The sequence below is a fragment of the Nocardioides sp. QY071 genome (genome assembly GCF_029961765.1).
Classification (GTDB): domain Bacteria; phylum Actinomycetota; class Actinomycetes; order Propionibacteriales; family Nocardioidaceae; genus Nocardioides.
Map to the genome: position 1 here is coordinate 5,243,384 of NZ_CP124681.1, position 19,478 is coordinate 5,262,861.

Genomic DNA, 19,478 nt, shown 5'->3' on the forward strand with positions numbered 1-19,478 from the left:
GCCGTCGCGCCGGGAGGAGTCAGGATGAGTACGAGACAATGCTTGTTCTGCCTCGGAGACTCGAGCTCGTCTGTGAGCGTGGAGCACATCGTGCCGGAGTCGCTGGGGAACACGACACTGGTGCTGCCTCGCGGGTTCGTCTGCGACAAGTGCAACAACTACTTCGCTCGCAAAGTCGAGGCACCGTTCTTGAACTCGCCGGCGATATTGGCGATGCGGCACTTGCAGGGTGTGGGGAACAAGCGTGGGCGGATCCCTGGGATGGACGTCGTTCTGGACAACGGGATGGCGGGTCGCCTGGAGCGGCGTCCTCGTTCGCCGATTCCATTCTCGTTGTAGGTGGATACCTCCGATCTCGCCCAACTCGGATCTGACATCGCGAGTTGGCCACGAGGCGCGACATTCGCCAGCCCGGACAGACCCCCGCCGACCCGGGACGTTGCCCGGTTCGTGGCCAAGGCAGGTCTGGAGCATTTGGTACACCGGAACCTCGGTTTCTCCGAGGGCTTGGAGTCCATCTTCGGTGCACCTGAACTGGAACTGTGTCGGCGGTTCGCCCGAAATGGCGAGGGGCCCAGGGAATGGGGAATACGTATCGAGCGCATCTATGACCCCAACCACCTGTTCGAGGAGAACCTTCCGAACGACCAACGGGTGTGGGAGATGGACCTCCTGATCCCGGGCGACCGAGCGAGCGCGTTGTTTGCAATGAGCATCTTCGGGCTCGAGTTCGCCATCAACCTCGTGGACCCGGATCTAGGCCCTTATGACCGGTGGCGACGACTGGCTAAGGCACCGTCGTTGCTGTATCCAGAGGGAGTTCCGCGAGACCTGCGACACTCGCGCTGACAAAACGGTCACTGTCCCTCCAGGTGCTAGTTATGGCGCGACAGCGTCCCCTGTGAGTGTGCTGGAGCTGCCGTATATCGCGGCGAAGTCGCGAACAACAGCCGTCCGTTGGGTCACACTGTCGACGTGACTCGGGCTTCCGCCGACAGCGCCGCCAACGCGATCCGGATCGTGGGTATCGAGTCCATGGCGCCCGAGTGGGTGGACATGGTCATCGAGCTAGGCGACGCCAACCGTAACCGCCTCGGCCCGATGCCCTACGCCGGTTTCAGAGAAGCGGCAGCGAACGGCAACATCGTGCTAGCCGTCCGAACCCACCCGGACGGGACCGAGGCCCTCGCCGGCTACTGTCTTTACGCCCCGACGGTTCGCGCGGACTGGTACGCACGGATCGCGCACTTGTGCCTGACCGACGACGCCCGAGCGTCCGGGGTGGCTCGACGGCTCATCGACGCCGTGATGGACCGTTGTCCTGATCGGCTCGGGCTTCGATTGAAGTGCCGCGACGACTGGGAGGCCGCGAAGATCTGGCCGAGTCTCGGATTCGAGCCTGTGCGCCGGCGAACTGGCCGAGGCAAGACCCAGGAGCCGATGACGGAGTGGGTGAAGCAGAACGAGTCGGTGGCGAACCTGCTGACGTTGCCCGATGAGGACCCTGACCAGCTCGAGGCTGGTGTCGACAACAACGTGTTCTGCGACCTGCATGGCACTTCCACGAAACGACGGCAGCGGTTCTCCGGTACCGTCGCGATCCTGGCTGCGTCCGAGCAGATTCGTCTCGCAAGGCCGTTCACACTGACCCAGGAGCTGAACAGAACGGCCGACCAACGGGAACGGGACGCTCTCCTGCACACGGCAGCTGCCAGCGGTATGAAGGTGCTCAACGGCGACCGCTCCGAGGTCCGAAAGCTCCGAGACAAGCTTCTGGCAGGGGTGTCTGACAACGTTCTCGCCAAGGACGAAAGCCTCAAGACTGATGCGCTCCTTCTCGCCGAGACCATCATTGGGGGTGCGGACCTGTTCGTTACCCGCGACAAGAACGTCGTCACCTACCTCGGACCCGCCGCCGCCGACGGTACGGACTTCGCGGTCTTGTATCCCGACGAGCTTCCGGCATTTATCGACCGCCGGGCCGACGCCGTCAGTTACCTCCCCGTGCAACTGGAGGAGACCCAGTTCCAGGTGACCCGTGGGGACGCTGCGACATGGAACCCGGAGAACCTCACCGATCTCCTCGACAACGAATCCGGCGAGCGAATTGTCTATTTCAGGGCCCTCATAAAGTCACTCGCGGAGACGGCCGCCGGGACCGACGACCGCCAGATGATGCTCACCCCCGCCGGAGAGGTGCTCGCGATCTGGGCCGGGCAGCCGCATGACACCGTCCTCGAGGTGCCGCTCCTTCGCATTCAGCGCGGACCGCTTCTCCCCACCATCGCCCGTCAGATCTCACCAACCCTGCGCCGCAGGGCGGCGGAATCAGCCCTCTCCGCTGTCCGACTCACCGATTCGCACCTTCCCGCCGCCATCGCCGCCGAACTCGATCGCGACGGCTTCAGAACCAACCCCGCAACTAGCAGCCCGACCGCAACCGTTCTCACGTCCATCGGCACTTGGGCTGAGGTCCGGTCGGCAGGCGAAGCGGTAACCGATTCCGGCCTCGTCCTGCCGACCCACCTCGGATCGACAGCCGAGACATCCGAGTTCGAACGACTTCTCTGGCCGGCCAAGATCCTCGACCCCGACCTGCCCACCTACATCGTGCCCATCCGAGGCGTCTTCGCCGACGACCTCCTTGGACATGTACCAACCCTTCTCGCCCGGCCCGCCGAACTTGGCCTGTCCCGCGAACACGTCTACTACCGCAGCGGGCAGAGCCGCCCCGCGGCCCCCGGCCGCATCTTGTGGTACTCCAGCGCCCGCGACCGAGAGCTGGTCGCCTGCTCCAGACTCGTCGAAAGTGTCACCGGCAGCCCGGAGGTTCTCCACCGAGAGTTCGCCAACATCGGCGTCCTGACTCTGGAGCAGGTCCGATCGGTCGCCGACAAGCGAGGCAAGGTGAACGCTCTGCGGTTCGCCGACACCGAGATCTTCGACCGTCCGATCCCGCTCGCGCGCGTCCAAGAACTGTCGAGGGGCACTGCTAGGTTGACGCTTCAATCGCCAGTGCCGGTCGACGCGGGGTGGTTCAAGCGACTGTACGAGGAGGGGATCTGTCGATGAGAGTCACCCAGGTCCCCCAAGGAGTGACCCAACTAGCGGCGAGAGCACTCGAAACCAGCATTCGAGCAACGACGGTGTCGGCAGCGAACGGACAGCGCGCGAAGAGCGCTGCGGAAGTCGTGGCAGCCGCCACCGCCGACCCACTCGAAGAACCTGAAGAGCGAGCTCTTTTCATCTCGGTGAAGCCACGGTACGCGGACGCCATCCTCGAGGGCACCAAGACCGTCGAGCTGCGCCGCACCCGACCAAATCTTCCCGACGGGTCCCTCGTCATCCTGTACTCCTCGACGCCCACCCGCGCAGTCGTCGGCTGGGCCCAGCTCGCCGGAGTGCGGATAGGTACCCCTACCGAGATCTGGGGCAAATACGGCACCGCGGCAGCAATCGATGAGCCCGACTATGATGCCTATTTCGACGGTACCGACCAGGCTTTCGCTCTCGAACTGTGCTGCGTCGTCGCCGCTGATCAACCCATCCCGCTTGACGTCATTCGCTCCATCGGCATCCAGCCCCCACAGAGCTGGCGCTACGTCGCCGCCGACATAACCACGCAGATTCAGGCGTCAGCGCTCGCCTAATCGCAGCAAACCTGACGACCGGCAGTCCTGATCGACGCCGCGATCAAGGCGCACTGAAGTAGCCCCTGCCGGACCGGTGGCCTGCTCCGTCAGGGTCGCTCATCGGTGAAGCGGCACTGGTCGAGGTGCGTATCGATCCGGTCAGCGACATCGGTGTCGGTGCCGGGGATGACGTAGGAGTATTCGCGCAGGGTGGTGGCGGCGTCGGCGTGCCGAGGCGGGCGTGGGCGTCGAGGATCTTCCCGTCGCGGACGAGTGTGGTGGCGACGGAATGCCGGAAGCGGTGCAGGGTTGCGCCGGAGACACCGGCCTCGTCCCGGATCCGGGCGAACCGGTGGCCGAGGACCTCGGCGCCGAGGCGACGATGATGGCTGAGTCGGCGGCGAATAGCCATGGCCCCAGCCCGCCGAGTCCCTCTGAATGCGCCTCGTCGCGATCGCGATGAGTCCAGGTCTCGGCGAGTTGGTGCCACAGGTCGGCAGTGTGGGTGCCGAGCGTCAGTGATCGTCCCTGACCGGACTTGGGGGTGGTGAGGACTCCGGCGGAGATGGCGCGGTCGATGTGCAAGACCCGGCCGTCGAGATCGCCGATCTGAAGCGCGGCGAGCTCACCGCGCCGCGCTCCGGAGTCGGCGGCGAGGCGGACCAAGAGGAGGTCCTGCTCGGCACGCTGCAGGACGATCGCGGATAGGGCGACCCGGGGCTGGTCGCCGTGGCCGTCGCGGTGGTTGGCGTGGGCCTCGAGGAGTCGCATCTCGGCGGCGATGAGCAGTGCGCCGACGGCGGCGTCGGGCAGCGGGCGGCGTGGTGCGGGCCGACCGGGGCCGCGCATCCCTCGTAGCGGGTGCAGGGGCAGGATCCGTTCGTTCCATGCCCAGGCCAGTGCGGAGCGCAGCACCCGGAGCCTTCCGCCCACCGCGGCGATGCTGGCGCTGTCGTGTTCCCACCGGGCAGTAGCGATGCGGACGACGCGCGGGGTCAGCCCGGCGGCGCGGTGTTGCCCGAGGGGGTCGGCGGTGAGGACACCGGACCACGGACCCGGTAGACGACGCGCGTGGAGGGCTTCCAGTCCTGCTCGGCGTCGAACCACGCCGTCAGCAGCCGAGCGAGGTCGAGGTGGCGGGCTGAGGGCAGCCGTGCGGCGGCGGCCTCGGCAGGACCCGGTCGCGCTAGGCCTCGGCGTCGGCCTGCGTGCCGTGGACGGTGAAGGACCGCTGCCGTGGGGTGCCGGCGAGCGGGTCGCGGCCGACCGCGAAGTCGACCGCACCGCTTCACGCGACGCCCGCGGCCCCGAAGGTTCCGTAGGTTGTGAAGGTTCAGGGGTGTCAGCGCAGTGCGGCGGCCGCGCAGACGATCCGGGACGGTTGAATCCGGCGGTGGTGGACCGAGCGAGGGCTGGAGTGAGTCGCGAACTCGCATCGGCCCGAGCACGCTCTTCGGGTGTCGGGGCGGCCTTGACCCAGGCGTAGTAGGACGACCGCTCGATCTCGACGCGCTCGCACAGTCGCTTCACCTCGAAGGTGGCGTCGTTATCGGCGACGAACTGGAACGACTCATCAGACCGTCTCCCCGGGCGAAATACTTGGCCGCCCGCTGAAGGATCTCCCGATCGGTCGTGAGCTTGGCGGTCTCGTTCTCGAGCTCGTTCACCCCCGCTTCGAGCCGGGCGATCTTCTGCTCCGGCGTCTCATCGGCCGGCACCAACGGGCTCTTCGTGGTGGTCTTGGGCTGCAGCGGGCTCGCGATCAGTGTCCCGTCAGCCTTCTTGCCGGTCCCGTAGACATCGAGCCAGTGACGCAGCGTGCCGCGCACCTCGGCGCCCGGTGTGGACTGGTACAAGTCGACGGCCTGAAGACGGAACTCCTCGGAGTAGTTCTTCCTGGCCATGGTTCTCGGATGATCTCGCTTCCCCGCAACAGGTGCTGGATTCAGCCCATCCAATAACCGGGGTCAGGCCCCATCGCGCTTCAGCGCCGAACGGGACCGCCCTCAGTACCCTCCGGCAGCGTCGCGGCCTAGCAAGCCCCCGCCTGCACCCCGGCGCGCTCAAGAACCGCGTCGGGCACGAAGAAGGGGACCGGTCTCCATCATGACCGGCCCCCTCCAGAGACAACCCTCCCGGATCAGGTGCGCCAACGGCCGAGATACTGCTCCACTCTGCCCAAGACTGCTGCCGCCAATCCGCCGATGAGAGCAATCACAATGACCGCTGCGAACACCAGCGCTGTCTCGAACTGGTTGGTTCCGAGAACAACGCGATATCCAAGGCCACTGCTGCCAGAAATGAATTCCGCCAACACGACACCCATGATCGCCTGCCCAATCCCGATACGGATTCCCGCGCCGATACTGGGGACCGAGCCTGGCAACACGACATTCCAGAGCATTTGGGGGATGTTCGCCCCGAACGACCGACTCATGGCCAATAGGGACGGTTCGATGGTTTCGATTCCAGCCCGCACACTCATGATGATCGGAAAGACCGCGCAGATGAAGACCACCGCACTCTTCGAGAAATCCCCAAGCCCGAACCAAATCACGAACAGTGGCGCAAATGCGATTCTTGGAGAGTTGTACAGGACCATGACGATCGGCGATGCAGCGATATCCAGCAGCCGGAACCATCCTAGGAGGATGCCGATCGGAACTCCGATCACAATTGATGCGCCGAAACCCCAGAAAAAGACAACACCACTGGCCGAGAGATCTGACCATCCTGCTCCGCCACTACCGAAATAGGTTCCGAACTCACGGATGATCTCAGTCGGGTAGCTGATGAACAGCGGGTTCACGACGCCGCTCGTCGCCGCGATTTGCCAGACGATCAGCACGGCCAGAACAGAAGCCAACTTGACCGAGAAGGCTCCTAGGCGGGTCAACGTCATCCAGTCGATCGCCCGTCGCACGGGGCTCTTCCTACGAACGGCAACTTCCGAGCCCTGGGCCCTGGGCGGTGCGACATTGACTTCGGCGTCGTCGACGCTCGTATCATTGACATCGGTGCTATACATGGATTAGCCCTCCCCCACAGTTAGCCGACACCCTTGATGAGGTCATCATTGATCACCTTGTCTGGCGTGAAGTCCTCAAAGTCCGCGACACCGTACTTCTGCAGGAGGTCGACGACAGCAGTCGCGTCATCGACCGTGTAGGGCCTCAGCGTGTACGACGACTTGAGCGAGTCATACTGACCCTGCGCGCTCTCCTCGTCGATACTCACGTACTTTGCAATCAGCGGAACGGTCTTCGAACTGTCGCTGAGCGCCATCTCACCAGCGGCTTGCAGGCACTTCAAGACACCGGTGGTGACGTCCGTCTTACCCAGCGCTCGATCGCTAGCCACCACAACCGATCTCGACAGACTGTCGATCTCAGCAATCCCAGAAGCGCTGTAGATGCTGTGAGCGCCTGCTTCGGTGAGATCCGCTGGAACCGGGGGGAGGTAGACGAAGGCGTCGGCCTTCCCAGCAACGAACAGGCTCATCGCGGCCGCCGCAGTCCCGCTGTAGACCGTTTTGACGTCAGAGCCAAGCTCGAGACCCACCGAGTCGAACGCGACATGTGCGACCACGTCGGGGAGAGATCCTTGGGCCGACGCAACAATTGTCTTGCCCTTCAGATCGGCGAGGCTGTCGATCCCCTCCGCGGCATAGAGCTCAAGGGGCAGCGAGCCGTACGACGCGATAGCAACCGTAGGCGACCCATTGTTGGCCGCAACAAGGAAGCCACTCGAGCCTTCGACAACATAGTCGATATTGCCGGACGACAGGCCAGCCGTGGCCGCGGGCAGTGCGAGTCCGGTGACCGTCGGGCGGACGCCATACTCTTCACACATCTCGGGGTCGGATTGTACGAGATACAGGCCACCCCACGACGCGGTGGGACCCGGCGCATATGCGATGTTGACCTTCGCAATGCCCGAAGCGTCGGCCTCGGACGATTCACTTGAACTGCATGCTGTCGGGAGTAGGGCCGCTGCCGCAGCAACCACCATGATGGCCGGTCTCGTAAGCTTTGTTCGCACTGGTCGCGTCCTTTGATGTATCAATGCTCGGAATGATGTGAGTGACAATGTGAAACGGTCGCGTCGTAGTTCGCTCGAACTACTGATCGTTCTCTTCGTCCTTTCGGGGTCGAGTCGGAACCTCCTGCTCATCCTTCAGAAGGTCCCAGATCTGGCCCACATACTGGTCGAATTTCGGATCCATGCGGGTTTCTGGAGTCCGCGGCCGTGGCAGATCGATGTCAATAACGTCCCTGATCACGGAACCCGGGCCACGGGATTGGATAACAACCCGGTCACCCAGGAGCACGGCCTCATCAATCTGATGCGTGATAAATATGCCGGCAGTGTTCGTCGACTCCCAGACCCTGAGCAACTCATTCTGAAGCGTCTGACGCTGCTGAGCATCGAGCGCCGCAAAAGGCTCATCCAGCAACAGAATGGCGGGATCGGTGACCAAGGCTCTGGCGACATTGACCCGCTGCTGCATCCCGCCCGAGAGTTGATAGGGATATGAGTCGGCGAATTCGATCAGCCCGACAGTCTTCAGGGCGTCACGCGCTCGCTCCTCGGCCACACGACGTTTCTCACCCGCTATCCGCAACGGATACGCCACATTCGCCAGCGCGGTCCGCCACGGCAAGAGCGAAGCCTTCTGGAATACGACCGAGACGTTCTTACTCGCCCCGACGACCGGCCGACCGAAGATTTCAATCGATCCCAGTTGGTAGGGTGTCAGGCCGGCGATCGCACCCAGCAGTGTTGACTTTCCGCATCCGCTTGGTCCGACCACGCAGACGAGTTCGCCCGGGCGAACGTCAAAGCAGGCGCTTCGCACCGCTACGAATTCGCGACCGCGCACTTGGTACTGCACCCGAACGTCACGGAGTGCGATCGGCGGGTTGGTCGGCGTCGTGGTTCGCGCCTCACGCTCCTTCATCTCAACTCCGCCCGTCACGTCGCTGCATGTCTGGCCGTTGCAGTCCAAGATGGTCGCGCAGCGAGTTGCCTTTGTACTCCATGCGGAAGAGTCCGCGGCGCTGCAGAATCGGGACCACCTCGTCAACGAAGATCTCGATACCGTCGGGGGTGTGGGCGGGCACCAGCATGATTCCGTCGCATGCCTCGTTCGTGAACCACTCCTGCAAAGAGTCGGCAATCTGCTCGGGTGAGCCAACCAAATTCCAATGCCCGTTGTGCGACAGGTGCGTCTCGATCATCCGGCGAAGTGTGTAACCCGGAGTGAGCGCCAACTCCTTAAACAATTGCGGTCGGCTTTGTCGCGCGACGAGCGCCGAGGTGTCTTCGGGGAGCCGATCGACCGGAATGGGTTCGTCGAGATCCAAACCGGAGAGGTCAACCCCGCCGAGTTCCTCCTGCAAGCCGATCAGGCCGTAGTCGACGTCCATCAGCGACACCGCCTCGTCCCGGATCCGGCAAGCTTCCTCCTCCGTCGATCCGATGAACGTGCTGCACCCCGGCAGGAGCTTGACCTGGCCCGGATCGCGACCGGCCGCGGCGATCCGCCGACGCATGTCGCCGTAGAACTCCTGCGCCGAGGAGATGTTCGGCGCTGCGGAGAAGATCACCTCGGCGTAGCGCGCAGCGAAGTCGCGCCCGGTCGCCGACGCTCCCGCCTGCACCAGCACCGGACGACCCTGGGGAGATCGACTCACATCGAGCGGCCCCTCGACATTGAAGTAGCCGCCCGAGTGGTTAATCGGGTGGACCTTGGTGACGTCGGTGTAGATCCCTGACGCCTTGTCCACGAGAAGGGCATCGTCTGCGATCGAGTCCCAGAGCGCGGTAGCTACCTCGATGAATTCCTCTGCCCTGGCGTACCGGTCCGGCTGGGCGGCCAGCGGCACGCCGTAGTTGCGAGTCCCGAGGAACGACGTGACGATGTTCCATCCCGCTCGTCCATTGCTGAGATGGTCGAGCGTAGCGAACTGCCGGGCCAGCGTGTAAGGCTCGTTGTAGGTAGTGGAGGACGTCCCCACCAGTCCGATTCGACTGGTCCGAGCCGCCAGAGCAGACAGGAGACCGATCGGTTCCAGCTTGGGTGCCTGTCGAGGCCGACTGGGCAGCTCCAGCACGGGCGCATCGGCGATGAAGAGCGCGTCGAGCTTTCCTCGTTCTGCGACCTGCGCGATCTCGACCCAGTAGTCCAGAGAGGAGAACTCGGCAGCCCTGCTCACCTCTCTCCGCCAGCCACCGAGGCTGTCCGGCTGTGTGATAGCCATCGCGATGTGCATGGCCCGTTCCGGTGAAGGCATTCTCTAGCCAACCTCTCGTCTGTAGTCGTTGTCGTTCAGCACGGCTGAAGTAGGGCTCGTGGCTCAGAAGTTGCTGCGGGACTCCGCGACCTGTCGCGGCAGATGTACGGCGGCGAGACTCTCGTAGGCGACCCAGGCCGCATCGGGCGCGAGGTGCCGGTCCATGCCCGCGCCGAGAGAGATCGCCACGCTCGCGAACGGGTTCACCAGCTGGCAGATCTTGATCTCCAGCAAGAGCGATGCGAGGAGGTATGCCTGCTCTTCGCTCTCACCCGTCGCTTCGCGGACTGCGGCGATGGCAACGGGCAACACGGCTGCGACGGCTTCCTCGACGTCCGCGCCGATGCCGATGACCCAGCACCGGTGCTTCGCCATGACGATGGGGTGAGGAAGTCCCCACGAGGCGAGCTTGGTGGCTACGAGGTCGACCTCCGCTTCCACCTCGATGCCGGTACCGCACAGCTCGCCGTCGCCGATCGCGGCGTGCACGTCGCCGCAGAAGATGCCACCGCCGGGTACCGCCGCCGGCGCCCACAACATGGCGCCGGCGCCAAGGAGCGGCACGTCGAGGTTGCCGCCATGGGGGCCGAGAGTTCGCGACTCCTTGGCACTTGCCGGCAGCACCCCCAGGGCGCCGAGGTGAAGCTGCGACGGCACCGTTCGACTATTCCTGCCGCCGGTCGACAACGTCTCGGTGTCGAAGGCGCGGCAGGCCAGCCATCCGGGGTTGCGAAATCCGAGGCCAGGTCGCGTCCAAACGTGGCCACGCGACGAGGGGCGTACGCCGATGACGGCAATGCCCAGCGCGTCGCCGATGTCGACGCCCGCGACTCCGACCGGGCCCGCCACCGGGAAGAGCCGCGCGGGGTCGATCGCGTCCACAGTCACGCCCGGACGCACTTGGTTGCCAGACGCGTCTGGAATGCTCAGAGAGAACACCTCGCCAAGCGACACGGTGACGACATGCGGGGTGTCGGGCCCGACGGAATACAGGAGGTCGTCGATGACCGGAGCGTTGCTCACGCCGGCCCCTGCCCGCCCGCGACCGTCTCGGACATAGCCGCGGCCGCCGCCTTCATCATTGTGACCCGCGCAGCACGGTCCTCCGAGGTCCACGCCGTCGAGGTGTTGGCGATCGCCGCAGCACCGAGGATGCGCCCGCCGGGATCCACCAGGGGGACCGCGATCGCAGTGACGCCGATGTCGACCTCGTCGACGCTGAGAACGTAGCCGTCCTCGAGCGTCTGGGACCGTAGCGCTCGCAACACCTCGGGGGACGTATGGGTACCGACCGTACGTGCGGCCAGCTCCCCGCCAAGGTAGAGCTCCACCTCGTCGTCGTCGAGGTGAGCCAGGATGCATCTTGCAGCTGCACCGATGTGCATCGGTAGGCGTCGCCCGATGTCACAGTAGAAGACCAGGCTGGCCCCGCTTTGGATCTTGTCGACGAAGATCGCTTCGTAGCCTTCTGCCTTCGCGATGGTGATCGTTTCGCCGAAGTGCGTGGCCACGGGCCGGAACGCCGTCCGTGCCGCGCCGCGCAGGTCGAAGCCGCTGCGCACCCGCGAGATCAGCTCCGTCACCTTCAGAGTCGCGACATAACCGCCGTGGAAGCCGTTGACGCGCGCATATCCGGTCGCGATGAGCGTGTTGACGATCCGATACGCGGTCGGTTGCGCGACCTCCAGCTCTGCCGCCAACTCTGCCAGTGAGACCGGCTGCGTTGCCTGGCACAGGTACTCCAGAGCCTTCAGCACGCGCAGTGCGGACTGCACCAGCGGTGTCTCGCCGGCGCTCACGAAGGAACTCCGTAAGATGAAGGTGCTCCCACTTCACGAACCCGCACGCGTCGACCTGATCTCGATCAAAAGGTTCCGGTAGCGAGCCTGGCCGAGGTTGGTCAGTGCGTGCAGCTCCCCCACCGGGTGCCATTCGAACGACTCGCCTTCTACATCCCGCTCGCGAGAGCCGTCAGCGTCCGCCACCCCCAAGTGACCGTCCGTCTGGTGCATCACCAGGTACGGCACCTCGTGCTGGTGCAGCGGCAGCTCCTCGCCGCCGTCCAGGTCGACCTGCCACACACGAACCTGCTCGTTCTCGAACAGGATCGCGTTACCTATCGGGTGTAGCTCACTCATTGCTCATCCGCCTTCTGTTGCGCGATATATGGGTTGCCAAGGACGTTGGTCTCAGTCGATCCGGAACGACCGGCCGCCAGCTACAGCGTTGGCCACAGGTGTGCCCAGGGCTGAATGCGTTCGAAGGCCGAGGCCAAAGCCAGCACCGTGGCGTCTTCGTGCCTGCGTCCCACGATTTGCAGCCCGACCGGCAGACCGTCTGCGGTCTGCCCTGCCGGCACCGAGATCGCCGGCTGGCCGGAGAAGTTGAACGGGTAGCAGGGCGCCCAGGCGAGGTGGCCGACCTGACGACCGGCGACCGTCGACGGGTTCACTGCTCCGAGTTCGAATGCCGGCAGTCCCACCGTTGGCGTCAGGAGAAGGTCGTAGTCGGTGAAGAAGTCGTTGAGGGTCGCGACGTTCTGCTGGCGCAGCCGAACCGCCCCCACGTAGTCGACCGCACTGGTTCTTTGGTGTGCCTCGGCGTATGCCACGAGCTCCTGGTCCATCAATGCCTTCTGCTCCGCTGGTCGACTTGCGTGACCACCGGCTTGGACGACGCCGTAGAGGATGTCGAGAAGCTCGGCCATCGAGTCGAGTCTGGGTGTGGCGTCCTCCACGGTGAGCACCAGAGTTGAGATGACGTGAACGGCACGAGTGACGATCTCCATCACCTCGCGCTCGACCGGCGTGTCGGCGAGCTTCGGTGCCCAGGCAACCCGTAGGCCGCTCGTCCCAGACAGCACAGCGTCATCTCCACCCGAGGGGTCGAGGGTGGAGAGTGGGTCCCGGGGGTCGTAGCCGCGGATCGCGCGGTACAGCAGTCCGCAGTCGTCCACGGTTCGGGCCATCGGGCCGACATGCGCGACCAGCTCACTGCCCCCCAAGGCGGGGTACTGGGCCACGTGCCCGAACGTGGGCTTGAGTCCGACGATGCCGCAGAAGCTTGCGGGGATCCGGATGGACCCGGCTCCATCAGACCCGACTGAGAGCGGCCCCATGCCGGCCGCGACGGCTGCCGCGGCACCGCCGCTGGACCCTCCGGCTGTCGTGGAGACGTTCCATGGGTTGCTGCACTCACCATGCAGCGGATTGTCGGTCGTCCCCCTCCAAGCGAACTCCGGCATACTGGTGCGCCCGACGACGATCGCGCCAGCGACCCGAAGTCGAAGCACTGTCGGTGAATCGGCGGGAGCGACGAAGTCCGTCATCAGGCGGGAGCCCGAGGTAGCGACGTCGCCCTGGTGCCAAAGATTGTCCTTGATGGACACAGGCACTCCATGGAGCGGGCCGAGCGGCTCCCCTGCGCCGATTGCGGACTCGGCCGCCTTCGCCTGCGCCAGAGCGCGTTGGCCGTGCACATCGACGTAGGCGTTCAGTGCGCCGTTGAACTGATTGATCCGTTCCAGGACGGCCTCGACGACCTCTACCGGCGAGACCTCATGGGTGCGAATCATCGCGGCCAGCCGCGTTGCTGGGATCTGCCAAAGTTCCTCTGCGCCCGACTGGGGCGCTCCATTGCTCGTCATCTGGGCTCTTTTCGTTGCTCGGAAAGCCGACCCTCGGAGATTTGAAGATTGATCAGTGGGACCACTGACGGAATCGTTTCGGCCGCATTCAGGCCTCGAGCACTGATCGCGCTACGCGTGCCGTTTTCACGCGCGATTCAGGCCCTGGGATAACTATCGGCATGAAATTCCTGCCCACACTTCACCCGACTCACGCGACCCGAGGATCGAACCGATGGATCTCGGTGCGGTCGAACCCCTGGATGAGCCGCGATACTTTCCTCGACCTCGGCCCAACTTTCGTTTTGTGAAAGTTAGCTTTCGCTTCTGCAGAATGCTATTCACTTCTCGGACTTGGCGTCAACCACTTCGTGCGCGTTCGTGACCTGGCGGCGGTCGGTCGGTCGGTCCGGTCGGTCGGGTCGGTAGAGACTTCTGCCGGTCACAACCCGCACAGTCGGGTTCGACAGGAACGACGTTGAGCAATAGGCATAGCCCAGAGCAGGGTCCGGCTATGTGTGACACACAGAATCGGACGCTTGCCGGCAAAGGACGCTGCCGGCGCCCGGCCACGAAGCGCCGACGTGCGACAGACCTCTCCCGTGGCATGGCGAGTCCGGCGGGATCGAGGCCGCGGAGGCCACGCGACTAACCGGTCCACGGGCGGGCGCGACGCTTACGCTGCCGCGGTTCGGGAGAAGACGCGCTGGAAGAGAGCATGTCGACGGGCCGCTGAGCCCGGGTGGCCGACGGGCGACCCGGCGCGCTGACCAACGTGTTGACGGTGTCGAGCCTCGCTACTCAGCCCGTGGTGTGCTCAGCGCCCTGTCTTGCCGGGTTCCAGGTGCTTCGTGGCTCGCCCACATCGGCGTGTTGTGGGCTCGCTCAATCTCGGCAGATGCTCGTGCGCAGGCCTGCAGAACTGCGTCGACGTACTCGTCCAACTCGGCGCGGCTGACCGGTCTCATGGGTCCCCAGGCCGTGAGTGCGAACGCGACAGATCCATCCGGGGCGAATACAGGACCGGCGAGGGAGCGCAGTTCGTACGACTCGCTTTCGGGAAACTCCGCTGGATTATACTTATCGGAGACTTCTTTGACCTCGGCGAGAAACGCCTTCCTAGTGATCGACGGATCGTTGTCATTGAGGCGTGTCCAGGTGTGCTCGAGCCTAGCCACCTCCTTGTGCCCGAGAGCGAGAGCGAACCCCCGTTCGCGCACACGGTCAGGAACCTTCGCATACTCATCTCGCTCGCCTGGAGAGATGGACGACCCGGCATTGCTGATCCAAATGTCCTGGAGCGCCGTCGGTCCCCAGGCTGCGAACACGCTTCCGAGTGGAGGCATGAACGGAAGCCGTTGGCCGACGCTGGTGGGCGTGACGGAGCCGCGGATGCGACCTGAAGTGGCCGCCAACACGAGTTCATCGCCAACGAGCGCCATCGCAGCGACTTCGGTGTCGAACCGGTAGGCGAGCTCGTCCATGTGGACTCGGGCGACATCAATGAACTTCAGCTGATTGACGAGTGCCGAGTCTTGGCTAGCCAGCGAGAGGGGCCGGAAGGACCCGTAGCCGCCTCGGAAGAAGAGCAAGGGGTATCCGCTGTTGTGGACCTCCATGGCTTCGACTCGCGCGACCACGATGTCGTGATCGCCCGCATCGTGGATGACGTCCACGATGCAGTCGATGTGCGCTACCGCGCCGTCCAGGAGAGGGTTGCCGAACTCGGTGAGGTCCCATCCGATGTCGCGGAACTTGTCCTCTTTGCGCGTCGCCACATTCCGACAGACGTCTTCCTGATCGGCTCCGAGGAAGTTGACGCAGTAGCGGTCGCCAGCTTCGCGCAACGAGTGCCACGAGCTTGAGGTCTTGCTCGGGAGAAACGCAATCAGAGGCGGATCGAGCGAGACCGACGTGAAGGACCCGACGGTCATCCCCAACGGATCACCCGTCGAGGAGATGGCGGTCACCACGACAACGCCGGTCGGGTACTGTCCCAGAACTTCTCGAAAGTGATTAGGCTCGAAAGAGCTCATGGCGTCTCCGCTCGTAGATGGTCGGGTGCTGATCGTCATTCAAAGACTCCTGCCGGCCCCGAGGGCCAGGGTGCGCACGACCGGGCCCCACGTTGCGAGCCACCGCTCGCGCGCCGGATCCTCTGCGTAGTCCCTGTCGATCTGGTACACCGACGGCGCTGGACAAGTGGCCCCGAGTTCGACCAGGACGGGCTTGAGCGTCAACTCCGGAGCAAGGGCATGGCGCCAATCCGCGCCGAGCATCAGTGGCACAGCCACAACGCCGCGCAGTCCCGTGCCGGTGTCGAACTGGTCCAGGAACAGCTTGAGCAGCCCGGCGTAGGTCCCTTTGAAGGTCGGGCTTGCCACGATTGCCAAGTCGGTGGCAGCGACCTGCTCAACGCGGGCACGGACCTCTTCATCGCCCCAATCCAATAGCCGAGGCGCAAAATCGACCACGTCGATCAAGTCTGGCTCGGCGCCAGTGAGGCCCGTCGCCAGACGCCGTGCCGCGTCCACCGTGCGCGACTGCGGCTTGGGGTTACCCGCCACGACAGTGACCCTCATCGGTACCACCGCCCACGGGTCGCGGCCCTTGCGCACGCAGACGTGCCCCTCTGAGGACAAATTCCTGCCGCATACGCCCCCGCGGCATATCTCCATAGTCGAGATGCCCCCGACTTGCCCCCGAGGTGCTCGCGCACACCGAAGGCCGCAAGCCGGCCGAGATACTCGACTGTGTCCACGCCGATCAGCGCACCGAGTGCCACGCGAAGGTCTTCCCCGCAACGTGCTTGCTCGCGTGAGCCGTCAGAGTCTGCCACCCCTAGGTAACCGTCGGTCTGGCGCATGACCAGGTATGGCACCTCGCACTGGTGCAGTGGCAACTCCCTAGCGTCCCGCACATCGACCTGCCACACACGTGCCTGCTCGTTTTCAAACAGGATCAGGTTGCCGATCGGATGCAGGATTTCCATACGCGTTCGCCTTTCTTGAGCCGACTGAGGACGCCGAACTACCAGACTCAGGCATGCACTCATGGCCGAGGGTCAGGCAGCTGACGACATTCAGTGGGGCCGACCTGACGCTTCCACTCCACGGCCAAGGCCTCTCGCTGAACTGGGAGCTCAGATCGAATCGCCGAACTTTCATTTCCTGAAAGTTATCTTTCTCAATGATGCAAGTTTAGGCAGTCACGCTCACGGCGTCAACGACTTCGTGCGCAACAGCGGAGCCACGAGATGGCTCAGATCGGTCTTCGCCAACCCGATTGCCTCACGACCGTCGCTTTGTGGCGATTACCTGTCCGCGATGCCTGGCACCAGTCCCGGCGCGCATTGATGCAGCAACAGCTATGCGCCGTTCCAATCCCTACCGAACCGCACGACCGCCTTCGGATCAGCATTAGACTCCGCCAAGCGGTCGATGGCGTCGAGGTGCTGGGTGCGCATCTCGTGGGTCGCGGACGCCGAGGCCCTCGGTGGGGGCGAGGCACCACCTGCCGGCATGCGGCACAAGACAGGCAACGAACCTTTCCGGTGCAGCGTCGCGCCCGGGACGCCAGCGGCGTCACGGAGGTGGTCGAAGCGATGGCCCACGGCTTCCGCGCCGAGGCGCCGTTCGTGGCTCGCATCGGCGCTGAACAGCCACAGCCCCAGAGGCACCGGCACCTGATTGACATCCCCGCTCTCCGCGCAGCGGCCCAAGGGTTGCCGATGCGGAGGGACCATTCGCCGTGGAGGTGATGCCACAGGTCGGCGGTATCGGAGCCGAGGGTGAGCGTCCGCGCGCACCCTGGTTTCGTGGTCGTGAGCTGCCCCGCGGACACTGCGCGTTGGATGTGTAGCACCCTTCCGGTCAGGTCGCCGAACCTCAGCGCGACCAGCTCGCCGCGGCGGGCACCGCTGTCTGTGGCCAGGCGCACCAGCAGCAGGTCTTGTTCTGCAACGCGCAGGCGCCGCCATGCCGCAGAGCTTGCGACGGCGTCGGCGGTGCGTGGTGCGTCGACACCAGCCGGCACGTCAATCGGGCTGGCGTCCGGACCGCAAGACGAGGCGTGGCAGGCGCCACCGGCCAGTCTGCGTCAGCTTCTCGGACCGCCCATGGGAGGTTGGCGTGGGCTTCGCGGACCCGGGTCTCGGCGGTGAGGAGCAGGGCCCGGATCTCCTCGCCGGTCAGGGCTTGCCGGGGCGGGGTGGGGAGCGGTCCGCGCATCATCCGCAGGGGGTGGGTGTCGAGGAGGCGTTCGTTGTAGGCCCAGGTCAGACAGGCCCGCAGGACCCGGAACCTTGGCGCCACCACCGCGTCGGAGGCGCCGGCGGCCTGCCAGGCGGCGAGTCGGTGGCGGATTTCGTGGGGCGACAGCGCGGCGGCGGGCCGTTGCGCGACCGGGTCGCGGGCCAGCGCGCGGGCGTTGGCGCCGTAGCCGACGTACGTCGAGGGCTTCCACGGATGGTCCGCGGCCAGCCATGCCTCGAGGAGCTGATAGGTCGTGAGCTGTAGCTGAGTGGACTCTGGACGGGTCCGTTCACAAGGAGGCAGCTCATGGGCATGTTGGAGGTTGCCCTGGATCCGGCGACGGTGGTCGTGGCCGTGGATCCGGGAAAGGTGATGAACAGGGTTTGGGTCAGCAACGGCGCCGGCTTGTTGGAGGAACCGGTGTCTTTTCCGGTCGCGCGGTCGGGGATCGCTGCTTTGGAGAAGATGCTGGCTGCGCACGCGGGCGAGCAGGTGATCGCGATCGAAGCGACAGGTGCACTGCATCGGGCGTGGGCAACCGAACTCGAGCGGCTCCATCCCGGTTCGTTGCGGCTGTTCGCACCTTCGGAAACGAAGGCAGCTCGTCAACAGCTGGGCTCTGGCCGGTTCAAGACCGACGACCGCGACTGCGCCGCGTTGACCTACCTCGCCCGCCAGGGCGCTGGTCGACGCTGCTGGGGTCAGGCCGAGGAAGCGGTGGTCGAGGAACTGCGCGCTGCGGTCCGACACCGCCGCGGGCTGGTCGCTGACCGGAAGAAGGCCCAGCAGCGGCTCTCCATGACCAGCTCAACGCGCTGTGCCCCGGCCTGTCCGCGCCCGTCGGGCACGGCCGCTCGCTGCCCATCGAGACGCCCACAGGACAGGCCGTGCTTGCGTGCGCCGTGGCGTTCGCCGGCCGGGCCCCGTCGACCCGGTCGCTGATCGCCAGATCGCCGGGCAGGCTGACTAAGGCCACTGCCGAACACTGGGTGAGCCGCTGGCGTGACTGCCTCCCGCCGCCACCGGACGCAGCGCCACGGGCGGAGCGACTAGGCCGCGACATCGCCCGCTACCGCAGCTTGCTGGTCGACGTTGCCGCAGTCGAGGACGAGATCGAGGTCCTCCTCGCTCGCACCGATGGCCAGATCCTGACCACTCTGCCGGGCGTGGCGACCAACCGGGCGGCAGCGTTCGCTGCACACAGCCTGCCGATCGCACGGTTCCCTGACGCCGAGCACTTGTACTCCGCCACCGGCCTGGCACCGGCGATGTACGAGTCGGCGACCATCCGCCGCCGTGGACGGATCTCTCGCCAAGGCCTGGCCGAGCACCGCGACGCACTGATGGGTATCGCCTGGGGTCTCTCGCTGTACTCACCCACGTTCGCCGAACGCGACGCCGAGCTGCGCGCCCGAGGCATGGCCCCGATCCAGGCCCGCGTCGCGCTCGCCCGCAACGCCTGCCGCCTGATCTACCGCATGCTCGTGACCCAACAACCTTTCGACGAAGAGGCGTATCGTCGAGGAAGGCTCAGCCGCGGACGGTGACGGCCACGTTAGCTATGCCGCTCGACGGCGCAACCTAGCTTGCCGCCCGTCCGCGCTGGGCCGCCGTCTACGGCGCACACGAAAGCCTGCCGACCACGGCGCCTGATCAGCCTGCCGACATCGGC

Annotated in this window: 17 protein-coding genes and 1 pseudogene; 5 read left to right on the forward strand and 13 right to left on the reverse strand. The window is 65.1% G+C overall.

Annotated features, from left to right (window positions below; translation table 11 throughout):
* Positions 1-24 precede the first annotated feature (24 nt).
* The 4 genes from QI633_RS25165 (at position 25) to QI633_RS25180 (ending at position 3,650) form a co-directional block, all read left to right on the forward strand.
* Positions 25-339 (forward strand): HNH endonuclease, encoded by a 315-nt coding sequence (locus QI633_RS25165; protein ID WP_282427474.1) that lies wholly within the window; start codon positions 25-27, stop codon positions 337-339.
* A 111-nt stretch (positions 340-450) separates the two neighbouring features.
* Positions 451-849, forward strand: coding sequence for a hypothetical protein (locus QI633_RS25170; protein ID WP_282427475.1), 399 nt, complete (start codon positions 451-453; stop codon positions 847-849).
* A 126-nt stretch (positions 850-975) separates the two neighbouring features.
* Positions 976-3,072 (forward strand): GNAT family N-acetyltransferase, encoded by a 2,097-nt coding sequence (locus QI633_RS25175; protein WP_282427476.1) that lies wholly within the window; start codon positions 976-978, stop codon positions 3,070-3,072.
* Positions 3,069-3,650: an ASCH domain-containing protein gene (locus QI633_RS25180; protein ID WP_282427477.1), complete on the forward strand. Its 582-nt coding sequence runs from the start codon at positions 3,069-3,071 to the stop codon at positions 3,648-3,650. Before QI633_RS25175 ends, QI633_RS25180 begins: the two co-directional genes overlap by 4 nt.
* Positions 3,651-3,791: 141 nt before the next feature.
* On the opposite strand, the gene QI633_RS25185 is transcribed toward QI633_RS25180, so the two are convergent.
* The 13 genes and pseudogenes from QI633_RS25185 to QI633_RS25245 all read right to left on the reverse strand — a co-directional run bounded on the left by QI633_RS25185 (position 3,792) and on the right by QI633_RS25245 (position 18,556).
* Entirely contained in the window at positions 3,792-4,565 is a 774-nt protein-coding gene (locus tag QI633_RS25185; RefSeq protein WP_282429337.1) for a hypothetical protein, read from the reverse strand.
* A gap of 498 nt (positions 4,566-5,063) precedes the next feature.
* A pseudogene (locus QI633_RS25190) lies at positions 5,064-5,536 on the reverse strand (IS3 family transposase); the annotation flags it as partial.
* Positions 5,537-5,772: 236 nt separating this feature from the next.
* Entirely contained in the window at positions 5,773-6,555 is a 783-nt protein-coding gene (locus QI633_RS25195; protein ID WP_282427478.1) for an ABC transporter permease, read from the reverse strand.
* 125 nt (positions 6,556-6,680) lie between these two features.
* The gene (locus tag QI633_RS25200) at positions 6,681-7,643 is read right to left on the reverse strand and encodes a PhnD/SsuA/transferrin family substrate-binding protein (protein ID WP_282427479.1); all 963 of its coding nucleotides are present in this window, start codon (positions 7,641-7,643) and stop codon (positions 6,681-6,683) included.
* A gap of 109 nt (positions 7,644-7,752) precedes the next feature.
* Entirely contained in the window at positions 7,753-8,592 is an 840-nt protein-coding gene (locus QI633_RS25205) for an ABC transporter ATP-binding protein (protein WP_282427480.1), read from the reverse strand.
* A 1-nt stretch (position 8,593) separates the two neighbouring features.
* Positions 8,594-9,907: an LLM class flavin-dependent oxidoreductase gene (locus QI633_RS25210; protein ID WP_282427481.1), complete on the reverse strand. Its 1,314-nt coding sequence runs from the start codon at positions 9,905-9,907 to the stop codon at positions 8,594-8,596.
* A gap of 84 nt (positions 9,908-9,991) precedes the next feature.
* A complete protein-coding gene (locus QI633_RS25215) occupies positions 9,992-10,951 on the reverse strand; it encodes an acetamidase/formamidase family protein (RefSeq protein ID WP_282427482.1) in 960 nt (319 codons plus the stop codon).
* Positions 10,948-11,727: an IclR family transcriptional regulator gene (locus tag QI633_RS25220; protein ID WP_282427483.1), complete on the reverse strand. Its 780-nt coding sequence runs from the start codon at positions 11,725-11,727 to the stop codon at positions 10,948-10,950. The genes QI633_RS25215 and QI633_RS25220 overlap by 4 nt, the downstream gene beginning before the upstream one ends.
* A 33-nt stretch (positions 11,728-11,760) precedes the next feature.
* Positions 11,761-12,066, reverse strand: coding sequence for a hypothetical protein (locus tag QI633_RS25225; RefSeq protein WP_282427484.1), 306 nt, complete (start codon positions 12,064-12,066; stop codon positions 11,761-11,763).
* An 80-nt stretch (positions 12,067-12,146) separates the two neighbouring features.
* Positions 12,147-13,574: an amidase family protein gene (locus QI633_RS25230; RefSeq protein ID WP_282427485.1), complete on the reverse strand. Its 1,428-nt coding sequence runs from the start codon at positions 13,572-13,574 to the stop codon at positions 12,147-12,149.
* 776 nt (positions 13,575-14,350) lie between these two features.
* Positions 14,351-15,628: a flavin reductase family protein gene (locus tag QI633_RS25235; RefSeq protein ID WP_282427486.1), complete on the reverse strand. Its 1,278-nt coding sequence runs from the start codon at positions 15,626-15,628 to the stop codon at positions 14,351-14,353.
* On the reverse strand, positions 15,629-16,171 hold the full coding sequence (locus tag QI633_RS25240; RefSeq protein WP_282427487.1) for an NAD(P)H-dependent oxidoreductase: 543 nt from the start codon (positions 16,169-16,171) through the stop codon (positions 15,629-15,631).
* 1,269 nt (positions 16,172-17,440) lie between these two features.
* Positions 17,441-18,556, reverse strand: a complete 1,116-nt coding sequence (locus tag QI633_RS25245) for a hypothetical protein (protein WP_282427488.1) — start codon at positions 18,554-18,556, stop codon at positions 17,441-17,443.
* A gap of 152 nt (positions 18,557-18,708) precedes the next feature.
* On the opposite strand from QI633_RS25245, the gene QI633_RS25250 reads away from it, so the two are divergent.
* Positions 18,709-19,353, forward strand: coding sequence for a transposase (locus QI633_RS25250; protein WP_282427489.1), 645 nt, complete (start codon positions 18,709-18,711; stop codon positions 19,351-19,353).
* Positions 19,354-19,478 lie beyond the last annotated feature (125 nt).

Coding starts and splice junctions, on each gene's coding strand:
- QI633_RS25180 (WP_282427477.1), top strand. CDS start 3,069: ATGAGAGTCACCCAGGTCCCCCAAGGAGTGACCCAACTAGCGGCGAGA.
- QI633_RS25230 (WP_282427485.1), bottom strand. CDS start 13,574: ATGACGAGCAATGGAGCGCCCCAGTCGGGCGCAGAGGAACTTTGGCAG.
- QI633_RS25235 (WP_282427486.1), bottom strand. CDS start 15,628: ATGACGATCAGCACCCGACCATCTACGAGCGGAGACGCCATGAGCTCT.
- QI633_RS25210 (WP_282427481.1), bottom strand. CDS start 9,907: ATGCACATCGCGATGGCTATCACACAGCCGGACAGCCTCGGTGGCTGG.
- QI633_RS25225 (WP_282427484.1), bottom strand. CDS start 12,066: ATGAGTGAGCTACACCCGATAGGTAACGCGATCCTGTTCGAGAACGAG.
- QI633_RS25165 (WP_282427474.1), top strand. CDS start 25: ATGAGTACGAGACAATGCTTGTTCTGCCTCGGAGACTCGAGCTCGTCT.
- QI633_RS25205 (WP_282427480.1), bottom strand. CDS start 8,592: ATGAAGGAGCGTGAGGCGCGAACCACGACGCCGACCAACCCGCCGATC.
- QI633_RS25200 (WP_282427479.1), bottom strand. CDS start 7,643: ATGGTGGTTGCTGCGGCAGCGGCCCTACTCCCGACAGCATGCAGTTCA.